12 protein-coding genes are annotated in these 12,756 nt (G+C 49.9%); 5 read left to right on the forward strand and 7 right to left on the reverse strand.

What is annotated here, in order from left to right; all coding sequences use genetic code 11:
• Positions 1 to 628 precede the first annotated feature (628 nt).
• Both NNL38_RS07240 and NNL38_RS07245 read right to left on the reverse strand, forming a co-directional pair.
• Positions 629 to 790 carry an integrase gene (locus NNL38_RS07240; protein ID WP_255390338.1) on the reverse strand — a complete coding sequence of 54 codons (162 nt, stop codon included), beginning with the start codon at positions 788 to 790 and terminating at the stop codon, positions 629 to 631.
• A gap of 101 nt (positions 791 to 891) precedes the next feature.
• Entirely contained in the window at positions 892 to 1,791 is a 900-nt protein-coding gene (locus NNL38_RS07245; RefSeq protein ID WP_255390339.1) for a LysR substrate-binding domain-containing protein, read from the reverse strand.
• A gap of 126 nt (positions 1,792 to 1,917) precedes the next feature.
• Here NNL38_RS07245 and NNL38_RS07250 point away from each other — a divergent pair, with 126 nt between their 5' ends.
• From NNL38_RS07250 to NNL38_RS07260, 3 genes are all read left to right on the forward strand, one after another.
• Positions 1,918 to 2,805: a DMT family transporter gene (locus NNL38_RS07250; RefSeq protein WP_255390340.1), complete on the forward strand. Its 888-nt coding sequence runs from the start codon at positions 1,918 to 1,920 to the stop codon at positions 2,803 to 2,805.
• Positions 2,806 to 2,969: 164 nt separating this feature from the next.
• Positions 2,970 to 4,565, forward strand: a complete 1,596-nt coding sequence (locus tag NNL38_RS07255) for an ABC-F family ATPase (protein ID WP_255390341.1) — start codon at positions 2,970 to 2,972, stop codon at positions 4,563 to 4,565.
• A gap of 251 nt (positions 4,566 to 4,816) precedes the next feature.
• Complete coding sequence (locus tag NNL38_RS07260) at positions 4,817 to 5,269, forward strand: YaiI/YqxD family protein (RefSeq protein ID WP_255390342.1); 453 nt, start codon at positions 4,817 to 4,819, stop codon at positions 5,267 to 5,269.
• 16 nt (positions 5,270 to 5,285) lie between these two features.
• Here the strand turns inward: NNL38_RS07260 and NNL38_RS07265 are convergent, their stop codons facing one another.
• Both NNL38_RS07265 and NNL38_RS07270 read right to left on the reverse strand, forming a co-directional pair.
• Positions 5,286 to 6,287, reverse strand: a complete 1,002-nt coding sequence (locus tag NNL38_RS07265) for a hypothetical protein (RefSeq protein ID WP_255390343.1) — start codon at positions 6,285 to 6,287, stop codon at positions 5,286 to 5,288.
• Positions 6,288 to 6,339: 52 nt separating this feature from the next.
• Positions 6,340 to 7,701 (reverse strand): hypothetical protein, encoded by a 1,362-nt coding sequence (locus NNL38_RS07270; protein ID WP_255390344.1) that lies wholly within the window; start codon positions 7,699 to 7,701, stop codon positions 6,340 to 6,342.
• A 1,053-nt stretch (positions 7,702 to 8,754) separates the two neighbouring features.
• On the opposite strand from NNL38_RS07270, the gene NNL38_RS07275 reads away from it, so the two are divergent.
• On the forward strand, positions 8,755 to 9,420 hold the full coding sequence (locus NNL38_RS07275; RefSeq protein WP_255390345.1) for a CHRD domain-containing protein: 666 nt from the start codon (positions 8,755 to 8,757) through the stop codon (positions 9,418 to 9,420).
• Between the two features lie 67 nt (positions 9,421 to 9,487).
• Here the strand turns inward: NNL38_RS07275 and NNL38_RS07280 are convergent, their stop codons facing one another.
• From NNL38_RS07280 to NNL38_RS07290, 3 genes are all read right to left on the reverse strand, one after another.
• A complete protein-coding gene (locus NNL38_RS07280) occupies positions 9,488 to 10,033 on the reverse strand; it encodes a GNAT family N-acetyltransferase (RefSeq protein ID WP_255390346.1) in 546 nt (181 codons plus the stop codon).
• Between the two features lie 43 nt (positions 10,034 to 10,076).
• A complete protein-coding gene (yqfB, locus tag NNL38_RS07285) occupies positions 10,077 to 10,403 on the reverse strand; it encodes a N(4)-acetylcytidine aminohydrolase (RefSeq protein ID WP_255390347.1) in 327 nt (108 codons plus the stop codon).
• Positions 10,404 to 10,515: 112 nt separating this feature from the next.
• Positions 10,516 to 10,995 (reverse strand): GNAT family N-acetyltransferase, encoded by a 480-nt coding sequence (locus NNL38_RS07290; protein ID WP_255390348.1) that lies wholly within the window; start codon positions 10,993 to 10,995, stop codon positions 10,516 to 10,518.
• A 361-nt stretch (positions 10,996 to 11,356) separates the two neighbouring features.
• On the opposite strand from NNL38_RS07290, the gene NNL38_RS07295 reads away from it, so the two are divergent.
• Positions 11,357 to 12,742: an alanine/glycine:cation symporter family protein gene (locus tag NNL38_RS07295; RefSeq protein ID WP_255390349.1), complete on the forward strand. Its 1,386-nt coding sequence runs from the start codon at positions 11,357 to 11,359 to the stop codon at positions 12,740 to 12,742.
• Positions 12,743 to 12,756: the final 14 nt, after the last annotated feature.

Here is a 12,756-nt window from a genome sequence, read left to right on the forward strand (position 1 = left end):
ATTATCTACGAGGTTCATACTGAATCACGAAAGTCTGGCCAGATAATTCCCCTTTATTCATGGTACCAGCATCCGTTTTCGCATCTCCTTAGATCAGAATGCGGGATTTCTGACCACGATAAGTAATAAGGCTTAATGCTTGATCTAGTGCGATATGCCGTACTTTCTCCTATGGCACGCCTCCTATCTAATGACAGGAACTATAAGTCAATAAACTCAGTGAGTTATAGCACAAAGTTATCTGTTGCGCATCATGATGTATGGATTTTGTCTGAAGAGAATATTGAATTTGAGAAGTTGTACAATCACGGCATGCAACGGCATAGGGGACGGGAGGTTCTTTGTATTCCACGCATGTTTTTATGAGCTGCTTCAGAGCAGAAGTGTTGCCGAGGTAGTATAGGTGCTGCATGCTCTGCGGCGAATCCTTTATAAAGTGAATCTGACACCGCAGATCGGGGAGTGGAAGGTTATGTCCAGCTCCTATCAACAATGCAACCTGTCGAAACGGCGGCATTTTGTTACTTGGATACAAGAAGTTATCCGAAGGCAGGACACCATCTGCATCTGCTAAATTGGAAATAACCACTTGCGAGTTACGATTGAACCAAACTGCCTTATCGGCGGTTTACTTCTTCTGAACCTTCTGCAACTCTCCCCACACCCGATCGGACTCTTTCTTGTTCGATTCCGTTAACCACTTCCCATCGACCTTGGCGACCATGGTGATGTCGGCGTGGCCCATTTGCTGTGCCAGGTAACTGACATTGACGTTTGCGTGGGTGATCATCCAGCTGGCGTAGGTGTGCCGCAACTAGTATTGATTGCGGTGTGGAATGCCGGCCTTTTGGCAAAGGGCTTCCCAAATTTTGCCGTAGGGCACCTGAACCACTACTGCCCTTCATAATCAAAGCACTGCTGTTTGAGCCAGCGGCCCAGGGCGATGATTTCACTTTGTCTCGCCCGTGATTGCTTATAGGTGAAGTAGAGCTTATCGCCGGTCGGCAGCTCATGGGTGGGGATGCGGACCAGGTGCTGCCGGTCCTGATCATTGAGGAAGTAGTCATTGAGAAAGGCGATGCCTTGGTGATATTTGGCGGCTTCTGCGGCGAGAACCATGTGGCTGAAATAGCTCATGTTGATGCCGTCTGGCAACTCGAACCCGCCTAGTTTGCACCAGGCTTTCCAGTCGGCTCCTTGTTCTGAGTTGAAGATGGAACGCACAGACAGCAAAGGCTGCTGCCAGATGGCTTCCGGCAAGGGCTGATCCTGTATTTTCTGCCACAGCTTCTGGCTGCAGAACGGGTAGAGGGTTTCCTGGTACAGGAACTCGGCGGTAAAGTTCTTTTGCGGCGGGCGCGCTGTGACAAAGCAGTCGGCACACTGATCGGTAAATTCCGGCTCCTCGGTGACCATGTTTAACGTCAGCTCAATATCCGGGTGCTGCTGACGGAAATTATCTAATCTCGGCACCAGCCACTTCACCGCGAGCGAGCTATAAAGGGCCAGCCGCAGCCGGCCACATTCACCCTCGCGGATCTGCTGGCTCGACTGGGAAATACACTGGAGCGAGTGGGAAATATCTTCGAAATAGCGTTCGCCGAGTACGGTGAGGGAGAGCTTGCGCCCGCCGCGAATAAACAGGCTTTCACCCAGATATTCTTCCAACAGTCGCACCTGATGGCTGACGGCACTTTGGGTGACGTTCAGGGCGACAGCAGCTTGGGAGAAGCTGTTCAGCCGGGCAACGGCCTCAAAGCATTGAACGGCGCGAAGGGGCGGTAATTTCATTATTAGAATAGCTCATACTTAGATAATATTTATCATTTCCATTGATATTAACCCATCGACTAAGCTTCTGCCATTGGATGATGAATGAGTAATGAGGGCGGTTGACGCGTCCTCTGGGGAGGTGTTATGCCGGCGATGTCTGTTGGATTTGCGATGACCCTGTTGGTGGTCGGTAATTTGATTGCAGTGTTCTCTGATGCCCTGGTGAAAACCCTCGGGGAAGACGTGGCGGTGTTTCAGTTTGTGCTTTATCGCCAGGTGACAGCCGTGATGATCTTACTGCCGTTTTGTCTGAAACAGGGCAAAAGCGGTTTGATGGATGGGCTGAAGTGGCACACGCTCCGAGCCCATGTGTGGCTCCTGGGCGCGGTGTTTATGGTGGTGGCGATTAACTCAATGCCGCTGGCGACAGCCAATGCGATTTTTTACGCCGCGCCGTTGCTGATGTTGCCGCTGGCCTACCTGTTGTACCAAGAGCAGTTGTCACGCTATTCCATGCTGGCCGGACTGATTGGCTTTGCCGGGGTGCTGGTGATCATCCGGCCGACCCAGATCGACTGGGCGGCGATTGCGGCGCTGATTGTGGCCCTGACGCTGGCGGGCAATAACTTGCTGATCCGCAAACTGCCGACGCACCAAAGCGTTCCCCATACCTTGCTGCTGACCAATGCCGCCGGGATCCCGGTTGCGCTGTGTCTGGCCTTATGGGAAGGCGAGCGCTGGGATTGGAGCCTTCTGCTGACTGCGGCGGGATCCAGTGCCTTGATTATGGTTTATGCCGGGATTTGTGTCGCCACGTATCGGCGGGTTGAAAGCAATAAAATCGCCAGTGCCGAGTACACCGGTTTGCTCGGTGCAGTGGGCGTCGGGTTGATCTGGTTTGATGAAATGCCGGATCTGGCGATGCTGGTGGGAACGGCGCTGATCATCGTGCCTCTGATTTGGCTGGCCCGGGTGGAGAAGAAAAAGAGTCGGGTGCTTCGCGCCGGTCAGGCGTCTGCCGTTGAGACATAGCGTCAGTACTGACGATAAACCTTTTACATGCCGGATGATTATCATGGCTTGACGGATGATGTAGATCACGAAACCTGATATACTCGCCGCGTTCACAAGGTAAAAGCTGTCGATTCGACAGCTTTTTTCATGCTTGTTAAATACATCAACATTGGAACAGTACATTGATTTCTACCGCTAATATCACAATGCAGTTTGGCGATAAGCCATTGTTTGAAAATATCTCCGTCAAGTTTGGTGAAGGCAACCGTTACGGCCTGATCGGCGCCAACGGCTGTGGTAAGTCGACGTTCATGAAAATCCTGGGCGGCGAGCTGGAGCCTTCTTCCGGTACTGTTTCCAAAGATCCGAACGAGCGTATGGCAAAACTGGGCCAGGATCAGTTTGCCTTTGAAGAATACAGCGTCGTTGATACGGTGATCATGGGCCACAAAGAGCTGTGGGCGATCAAAGAAGAGCGCGACCGTATCTACGCGATGGCAGAAATGTCTGAAGAAGACGGCATGCGCGTCGCTGATCTGGAAGTTCAGTTTGCCGAGATGGACGGCTATTCAGCCGAAGCCCGTGCCGGTGAGTTGCTGCTGGGTCTGGGGATTCCTGAGGAGATGCACTTCGGTCTGATGAGTGCGGTTGCGCCGGGCCTGAAAGTACGTGTGCTCCTGGCGCAGGTGCTGTTTGCTGATCCTGAAATCATGCTGCTTGACGAACCGACGAACAACCTGGACATTCACACCATTGCCTGGTTGGAGCGCGTGCTGCTGGAGCGAAACTGCACCATGATCATCATCTCGCACGACCGTCACTTCCTGAACAGCGTCTGTACCCACATGGCGGATCTGGATTACGGTGAATTGCGTATGTTCTCCGGGAACTACGACGAGTACATGGTTGCCGCCACTCAGGCCCGTGAGCGTCTGCTGGCTGATAACGCCAAGAAGAAAGCGCAAATTGCTGAGCTGAATACCTTCGTCAGCCGTTTCTCAGCCAACGCCTCAAAGGCGAAGCAGGCGACATCCCGTCAGAAGCAGATCGACAAGATCCAGCTGGAAGAGGTGAAGGCCTCAAGCCGTCAGAACCCGTTCATCCGTTTCGAGCAGGAAAAAGAGCTGTTCCGTAACGCGCTGGAAGTGGAAGGTCTGAAGCAGGGCTACGGTGATAACATCCTGATCAACGGCGTGAACCTGATGGTTGAAGTGGGTGAGCGTATCGCGATCATCGGTGAGAACGGGATTGGTAAGTCAACCTTCCTGAACACCCTGGCGGGTGCGATGGCGCCGATGGATGGTATGGTGAAATGGTCTGAGAATGCCAACATTGGTTTCTATGCTCAGGATCACTCCGAAGACTTCGACATGGACATGAACCTGATCGACTGGATGGGTCAGTGGAAGAACGAAGGCGATGACGAGCAAACCGTGCGTGGCATTCTGGGCCGGATGCTGTTCTCGCAAAACGACATCAAGAAATCTGTGCGTGTGATCTCTGGTGGTGAGCAAGGTCGGATGCTGTTCGGTAAGCTGATCATGCAAAAACCAAACATCCTGCTGATGGATGAGCCAACCAACCACATGGACATGGAATCGATCGAGTCGTTGAACCTGGCGTTGGAAAACTACAAAGGCACCCTGATGTTTGTTTCCCACGACCGTCAGTTTGTATCTTCGATCGCGACGCGGATCATTGAAATCACCAAAGATGGCGTAGAAGATTTCCACGGCACGTACGATGAGTACCTGGCGAAGAAAGGTCTGGAAGGCTAAGGTCTGTAACGTCTGGTTGTTGAACCTTTGATGCTTTGAAATTCAGAAAGCCGCCGTGAGGGCGGCTTTCTATAATACCAATCGCAGTAAATCACTGGTCATCCTAGCTTGTTAAAACGCTCGATAACTGCGTTAGAATTTTTGATTGTAGAATAACTACTGATCGAAAAATTTTGCCTTGTTCTCGAACATTTTTCCTACGCTATTTCTGATCACTTACTTACTGTGATTGGTATAAGAGAGAATAAACGATGAAGATTTGGGTAGACGCAGACGCGTGTCCGAATGTAATTAAAGAGATTCTGTTCCGTGCTGCCAACCGGGTTGCGATTCCTGTCACGCTGGTGGCGAACCATTTTGTTCGGGTGCCGCTGTCACCCCATATCAAATCGATTCAGGTTGAGTCGGGTTTTGATGTCGCGGACAACTACATCGTCCAGCAGGCGGAAGCCGGCGATCTGGTGATCACCGCGGATATTCCGCTGGCCGATGAGCTGATCACCAAAGGTGCTCATGCCCTGAACCCGCGCGGTGAGCTGTATACCAAGGACACCATCAAACAGCGCCTGCAAATGCGCGACTTTATGGAAACCATGCGCAGCAGCGGCGTCCAAACCGGCGGCCCCGCGCCATTGAACCAAACCGACCGCCAGAACTTTGCCAACAAGCTGGATGCCATGCTGGCGAAGTATCATAAAAAATAGTGGCTGTTAAGGTTGGTTAATAGAGCTTGACCACATTGACTGCAATCATGATGGGGAGCTTTGAGTCTGACGATAAGCTGTATACCGTATTCCCACCATGTTTCTCGGCGGATTTTTCTGCCCGATTGAATTTGATATTTCCAATTGTGAGGGCGTCCGAGGTGGTCACGGCGCGGTCGATTGCTGCCTCCACGCTCCCTAGTGCGGTTAATTCAACCGTCGGTTGATAAGCCACAATTAGCTCAGAAACCCGGCAATGGAGTAGTCCGTTTGCACCCATGATGGAGTCAAGATTCACGCCGCCTTGTAACAACGGTCGGCTTTCTTTGATGAATTTTAACAAGCTACTGTTGAACCAGGCTCCCGGGGTGATTTTAATACGATTCCATGCTTGTGCGCTGATTTCTAAATAGTTGCTGCCCGTGTGTAGCGGAAGTTCAAGTGGAGTGGCGTGCCCAATCTTCAGCGAAACCGGATGTTGTATCGGGATGCGAATGGTTTGGGCATTCGAACCCTTGGTGATTTGATTAACCCATTCGTCGGACCACTGGCTGATGCTGTAGGCCGGGGCCCAGCGCAGCATACCGGCACCATCGGTTGTTTTTGTCCAGCCAAGCGGTGTAAAGCTGGCTGAGGCTGGTGGCTGGCTTGGTGGTTTGATCAGCTCCCGGGCATGAAGTAAAACTTGCTTGGGTTCAAAATGTTCCTCGTCAATCAAGTTCAGTAGCAGGCTGTAACTGTTAAACAACCGTCCCGTACCAAATGCAAACGCACCGCCGGAACATGAAGCCGGTAAGGTGTCACTGAAGTTGACCATGCTTGAAGGTAAGGTTCCGGTTGGCGTCGCTTCCCAGGACCAGGTTTTACTGGGAATGAGCACCTGTCCCTGGATGGTCACCACCGGGTCGGAACTCTGGTTTTCAGGAATCGTGAAAAAGGCCATCGTCAACACCAACAATAAAAAAAACGTGAGGTAGAGGAGCGGGCTTTTCCTGACAGTGTGATTCGGCAACGTCATCACTCTTTAGGGTGTTTTCGGGGCAGGCAGGCTGCCCCGTTGATGATGAAATTTACACTTCTGCCATATCTGCAGCTGATTTCGATTCGCTGGTATTTGGGGTGACATTTCCAGGGAAACTCACCACGACCCCCAGAATTACAGGATTTTCAGAGGTTGTTTTCCCTTCGAAGGTGTTATTCCCGGATGTGCTGTGAACATAGTCGCTTTCATGGCCGCCGCTTCCGCCAAAGTTGAACGGACCGATGCGGAAGCCACCACCCCCGTTGAACTTCTCGTAATTACGGTTGTAGGTTGCTTCGCTCATGGTCACTTTAAAGCTGGGTTTATAAGCGACGAGTAACTGAACAATGCCTGTGGTCAGAATGCCAAACTGGCCAAACAGAGAACTGCTCCCTTTGGGGCCATTGGCAACCCATGGGCTGACAATAGTAAACCCTTGGCCGGATTGCCCTTGGGTCGCATTTGCGAGTTCATTGAGGAAACCGCCGTCATACCAGTCGCCGGGTGAAATATCGACTAAGGTGCTGCTCTCAACGCTGATTTCCGCTTTGACGCTGGAGTCTTGCGAGCTGAGGTCTATTTTCTCCCAGCCCCCGCTGCCATGCACACCCCAGAAGAACGTACTATAGCCCGCGCTGCCGCCGGCCCAGGAGTGATTCATCGCGGAGGATTGCTCACTGGAATCGACGGTAATAGTAAAGGCGCCCTGGGTACCGTTGGTCAGCTCACTGCGCCAATCCTGACCTGATTTGCCAATTTTGAACTCCGGCTGCCACTCCAGAATGCCGCTGCCATTGGGCACTTTGACCCATCCGCGTGGAGCCGTTGCTGATGCAGGATCTGTGGTCGGCATCACGGTCGCGTTAATCGCATTTTGCAGGGTTTGGGGCATAAAGGCTTTTTCGAGTTGTAACTTAAACGCCAGCGCTTGATTGAATGCTGCCGTCGCATCCTTGACAGCTGTTTGATAGCTTTGCGCCTGAGGAGATCCCAGCCAATCGTTGATGGTTGGGTACTGCGCTTCAAAAATCACCCCGCCATTTTGCTTCGCGGCCAGGTAGGCCTGATTCATGTTGCTTTCAGCCTTCACCACGGCATTTTGTTTCTCGGTCACTTGGTTGGTGGCGTCTGTCACCGCCTGTTGCTGCTCCGGGCTGACTTTGAAAGTAACATGCGAGAAGATTTGTTTATACGCGTCAAAAAAACGCGTGGTGGTACGGGTAAAGTTGCCAACGGGTGACCAGTTCGGCATTGCGCTAATCATTTGATAGGCGGTTGGATCGATTTGCCCGGTCGGTGCCACATTCCAGTTAAAGTTCTGTGGCGTCCCGTTCATTTGTAAATATTCAAGGCCGAGCTGAGTACTGAGTTGTTGATATATCTGACTGAATAAATTCTCATTATTAGACATAAACCTTTTTCCTTATGGGTTTCAGGTGATCGTCGATATCCATGACTGAAATAGCCAAATGAATTGTTGAGTTTTAGTTCAGATACAAACTTGAACTTACTTCCGTTTCAACTGCCTCGGAAAGTCACTTAATCGTAGAAGAGGATGAGGGTTGTACAATGAATATGATGTGAAGACCATATCAATATGAGATGAAAAAGTGTAATTATCAATATTCATATTTAAAGTGTATGAATTATAAGGATATCAACCTGTTTATAGAAAGGGCTTTCTGGTCTGACTACTTTTTAATGGCAGGTATTCTTCCTTCATTTGTTTTTCACGATTGATTAGTACCAATCACAGTAAGAAAGTGATCAGAAATTGCGCGATAAAAATGACTGAGAACAAGCTGGAATCTTTCGATAAGTGGTTATTATAGAATCGGAAACTCTAACGAAGAACTCGAGATTTTTAAAAATCTAAGGTGATCATTTTTTACCACGGTTGGTATAAAAAATAAATTTTACCGCGTTATGGGCTTAAGGTCTCGGATTGAATTTAGATGGTAACAGCTGCCGAAAAATAACATTTGTGATTAATTTTGTTTTTTAATGACAGCTTTTTCATAAAAGGTCTTAATTAAAATCAAGATACTTTGATTCGCTTATGGTTAGCGCGGTTTCCACTGCGCGTGCTCGGTCATATTCTAGTTGCGTTTTATCTTGGGTAACAGCATGAAGCGCTTAAATACCCCTTGGTGTCGTGATCCTCATCAGGGACGCAACCACATGATATTGGTGCTGATGTGAGTCATGCCACACAAGATAAAAAACTATAAATGTGGATATATTTGCTGTCGTTGATTGCCTGAAAACTCAATACTCTGTCTGACGGTGAATTTACCAACTATACTTCGCCTTGAGATTTGTCTTAAACAATCGGCATCGCTGTGGGATTTGTGTGTTGTGCCGTGTTCATACTGTTGATTACTAAAGGACAGTGATTGATCAAATAATAAGAGGTAAACACCCGTGAGTGATTAAGAAATCCATGAACAACGAGGATGCAGGAATGACTAAGAAGTTCGCGAATAAGATATTTCTGTTTGGTTTAGGTGTCGCTTTTACCAGTGCGGCCCTGGCCCACCATAATTATTTCAGGTCAACGAATCACGCTGCTCAACTTGACGGCTTTCAGGAGGTCCCATCTGTTTTGACCGAGGGCTCCGGCATGTTTAAAGCCAGGCTTGGGAAAGATAAGCTCTACTTTACATTTAAATATAATAATGTTGCAGGCCCGATTAAGTTTGCGCATATCCACTTTGCCCAGCCTGGGGCTAATGGCGGTGTTCTTGCTTTCCTTTGTACGAATGATGGCTCAAATGCCCCGGCGAATGTTCCTTCCTGTCCGGGAGAAGGTGAAAAGCTACAAGGGATGATTAGCGGTGATGGTGTGCTTGAAATCGCGGAGCAAGGTGTAGTGGCCGGAGATTTTGAGGCACTGAAAAAAGCAATCAAAAATGGTGCAGCTTACATTAATGTCCATACAGATGCTTTTCCATCCGGTGAGTTGCGCGGTAATATCCAAGGTCAATCCGGATCCGAAAAAAATAAGAAATATGACCAGCGAAATAGTCAACCCGATGACTCGGATTCAGATCATAAGCCTCACAAGCGGTATGATCATCATTCAACGAGGGCTGAAAATACAAACAATTACCGGAAAGAGTATTACTAAAAAAGGTTGGTCATCCGCCCAGGCAGGGCGGCTGACCACATGTCGATCTGTCGAGGTTTGGTGGGGGTCAGGCGTTACGGCGTTGCTCCCATTCCGTTCGTAATACGGCGTAGACCACAGTATCCCACCAACGGTCTTTGAAAAAACGGTGCTGGTGAAAGTGCGCTTCTTTTCGCATCCCTAACCGCTGGCACAGGCGAATTGCAGCTTTATTCTCACTGATGGTCTCTGCAAAAATCCGGTGAACATTCAGCTCCTGAAAGCCGAAATTTGCCAGGGCCTGAACGGCTTCAACCATCAGGTTTTGTCCCTGGTGATGGCGGGAGAGTCCGCAGCCCATCGAGGCTTGCTGATCGCCTTCTAAGCGCAAGCAGACGGTGCCGATGAATGCGCCGCCGGCCTGGTGCTCAATCGCCAGTTGATAACTGGTTCGCGGCAGCTCCTTAGCCTGCGCGATAAAGAGCTGAGTCAGTTCCCGATATTTATTCGGATCACAATCGGATTCATCATAAAAGCGTTGATATTTTTCATCCTGAGAAATGGCAACGAAAGCGTCCTCGTCTTCGGGACGCATATCGCGGATGAGAAAATGTTCGGTCTTGAGTTGAAACACTGACAGTCCTTATCAGTTGGGTTAGCTCTGCACGCGGGGAGCGTCAGGCATTGTTGATCAGCTTGTAGGTAATGACATAGAGCTGATCGATGTCCGGGTAAATTTCGCGGATCAACGTTTTGAGTCTGGAGAGCTCAAGTGCCTCCTGCTCGGCATGAAACTCGTTTATGTCGTCAAATTGGATCGGCTCGACGGAGAGAATCTCGATGTCACAGACTTTCTTGTCGGTTTCCAGCGTAAAGACTTCGACCTGGCTGCCGGGGACATAGTGGCTTTCAGATTCATCCCGGATGGTGATGGTCTTCTTCCCCGACACGATCAATGGCGTCAGCATTTCGAAAAAGGTGATCTTGGTTGGGGGCGTGGTCATGGAGCATATTCCTTACAATTTGGCAGATGGTGCCGTTGTGAGCCAATATCAGGCTTGAACGACAGGGACAAACCAGACGATTTGCCCGCAATGGGCATGAATGGGCAGCAGTTTAATGGAGTTCAAGCACCAGCCGCAACATGTCTTTGTGCTGAATACCGCACTCTATAATGGCGTCCTCATAATGATCGATAAAATAGTTTTTGATGACACCATCAACCCGAAAACCCAGCCGCTGGTAGAACGTCAGTTGATAACCGAATGTGCCGGTGCCTAAGACAATCTGTTTGAACCCAAGTGCCTTCATTTCAGCAATGACAAAACGGAGCAGGGCAGCGCCGATCCCCTGGCCCTGGGTTTGCGGGTTTACTGCAATGTTGAACAGTTCAATTTGCTGTTCATTGTGCGCTTTTAACACGCATGCACCGAGGATCTCTCCGCTCCGGCGGGCGATAAAGCTGAGAGAGCCTGTCAGGTAAGTTGCGATTTGCTTCTCGCAAGGATCGGCTTCGAGTAGTAATTGGAGCGGGATGTGTACTGCTGGGACTTCCTGAATCTCTAACATGTTTTCCGGGTTCAGCTGGATTTGCATTTGGTTACCTTCATTATCCCTGTGATTCAGGGTGATAGACGATCGCTGTTATACCAGCTGTTTAATGTGCATTCAATTGCTTTTCTGATAATAATATTCATCGCCCTGTAATATTTCGCTTTCTAATGATTTAGCTGTTCTTTGGGGATGGTTTTGTGACCTTTTGTGTGATATTTGTCACATTGGTGTCGGGTTTCCTGGTAATTTGGGCCGGATCTTTATAGGGTGTTGGCGTTTTTTGTCTGACATTTTTAATTGAAATCACCTTTAGGCTTCTAAGTATTTTATGGTTCTCGAGATTGGGGTTTCGTGATGTTTTTTATGAGTTTGAGGGTATTTTATCTTACACAGGACGTTGGTTATGATTGAACAGTGGATTAACGCTTTCGTTGGTTTTGTCTGGGGCAAGCCCATGTTGATATTGCTCGTCGGTGGTGGGCTGTTTTTTACCCTGTATGGCAAGCTGGCCCCCTTTCGCTACATCAAGCATAGCTTTGAGTTATTAACCGGCCGTTTTGATGATGGCCAGGGCAGTGGCGACTTATCCCATCGCAAGGCGCTTGCTGCAGCGCTTTCTGGCACCCTGGGACTGGGAAATATTGCCGGTGTCGCGCTGGCATTGAGTGCCGGTGGGCCGGGCGCTGTTTTTTGGATGTGGCTCACGGCACTGCTTGGGGTGTCGACTAAGTTTTATACCTGTACCCTGGGCGTGATGTATCGCCATAAGGATGAAAAAGGCCGGGTTCATGGTGGCCCGATGTATACGGTACAAGAAGGTTTGGGTAAAAAGTTCAAGTGGTTGGCGGTTCTGTTCGCGGTAGCCGGCCTGATGGGATTTGTGCCGTCATTCCAGATTAATCAGCTCTCGGCGGTGATCCAGACACAGCTTTTCCCTGAAGTCACCTGGTTGGCCAGTACTGGCTTTTCCTGGGCGCTTGGGATTGTGCTGGCGGTGTTTGTCGGTTTGGTTATTTGGGGTGGCTTGAAGCGGGTCGCCGATGTAGCGGGTGCCTTGGTACCACTGATGGCCGGTGGTTATTTTGTCATGGCTGTGCTGGCACTCTTGATGAATGCGGAGAAGGTGCCGGCGGTATTTACCTCGATTTTCAACAGCGCATTTTCTCCGGATGCTGTCTTTGGTGGTGTGCTGAGCGTGATCATTGTTGGGGTTAGCCGTGGCGCATTTTCCAATGAAGCAGGGATTGGGACAGAAGTGATGGCCCACAGTGCGGCGAAAACGGATGAGCCGGTGCGAGAAGGATTGGTCGCCAGTTTGGGGCCGATCATCGATACCCTGATTGTCTGCAGCTGTACGGCGCTGGTGATCCTGGTGACGGGCGTGCTTGATCAGAGTGAAGGGATGCAGGGGGTGAGCCTGACCATGGCAGCGTTTACCGCAGCATTTGGTCAACCGGGCGCCTGGCTGTTGGCGCTGCAGGTGCTGATCCTGTCCTTCACCACGGTCTTTACGTTCTGGTATTACGGTTATAAATGCTTCGTCTATCTGTTTGGCGAGAAGGCCGGTGAATACTACAAGTATTTGTATCTGGGACTGGTAGTTCTGGGAGCAGTGCTGTCGGTGGACGTGGTGTTCCTGTTCCTGATCGGTGCCTATGGCCTGATGGCAGTACCAACCATGGTGTCTGGTTTACTGCTTGCACCCAAGGTCAATGCTGAGATCAAACGTTACTTCGGTGAGGCAAAACATATTTCAACGGGTGAGCCATTACTAGAACAGTCGAAGTAGGCCATCAAGCAGCC

It is taken from the genome of Photobacterium atrarenae, from assembly GCF_024380015.1.
In the GTDB taxonomy this organism is placed as follows: domain Bacteria; phylum Pseudomonadota; class Gammaproteobacteria; order Enterobacterales; family Vibrionaceae; genus Photobacterium; species Photobacterium atrarenae.

Excerpts from the sequence above, each read along its gene's own strand:
- NNL38_RS07240 (WP_255390338.1), bottom strand. The coding sequence starts at position 790 with ATGATCACCCACGCAAACGTCAATGTCAGTTACCTGGCACAGCAAATG.
- NNL38_RS07245 (WP_255390339.1), bottom strand. The coding sequence starts at position 1,791 with ATGAAATTACCGCCCCTTCGCGCCGTTCAATGCTTTGAGGCCGTTGCC.
- NNL38_RS07250 (WP_255390340.1), top strand. The coding sequence starts at position 1,918 with ATGCCGGCGATGTCTGTTGGATTTGCGATGACCCTGTTGGTGGTCGGT.
- NNL38_RS07260 (WP_255390342.1), top strand. The coding sequence starts at position 4,817 with ATGAAGATTTGGGTAGACGCAGACGCGTGTCCGAATGTAATTAAAGAG.
- NNL38_RS07265 (WP_255390343.1), bottom strand. The coding sequence starts at position 6,287 with ATGACGTTGCCGAATCACACTGTCAGGAAAAGCCCGCTCCTCTACCTC.
- NNL38_RS07270 (WP_255390344.1), bottom strand. The coding sequence starts at position 7,701 with ATGTCTAATAATGAGAATTTATTCAGTCAGATATATCAACAACTCAGT.
- NNL38_RS07275 (WP_255390345.1), top strand. The coding sequence starts at position 8,755 with ATGACTAAGAAGTTCGCGAATAAGATATTTCTGTTTGGTTTAGGTGTC.
- yqfB (WP_255390347.1), bottom strand. The coding sequence starts at position 10,403 with ATGACCACGCCCCCAACCAAGATCACCTTTTTCGAAATGCTGACGCCA.
- NNL38_RS07290 (WP_255390348.1), bottom strand. The coding sequence starts at position 10,995 with ATGCAAATCCAGCTGAACCCGGAAAACATGTTAGAGATTCAGGAAGTC.
- NNL38_RS07295 (WP_255390349.1), top strand. The coding sequence starts at position 11,357 with ATGATTGAACAGTGGATTAACGCTTTCGTTGGTTTTGTCTGGGGCAAG.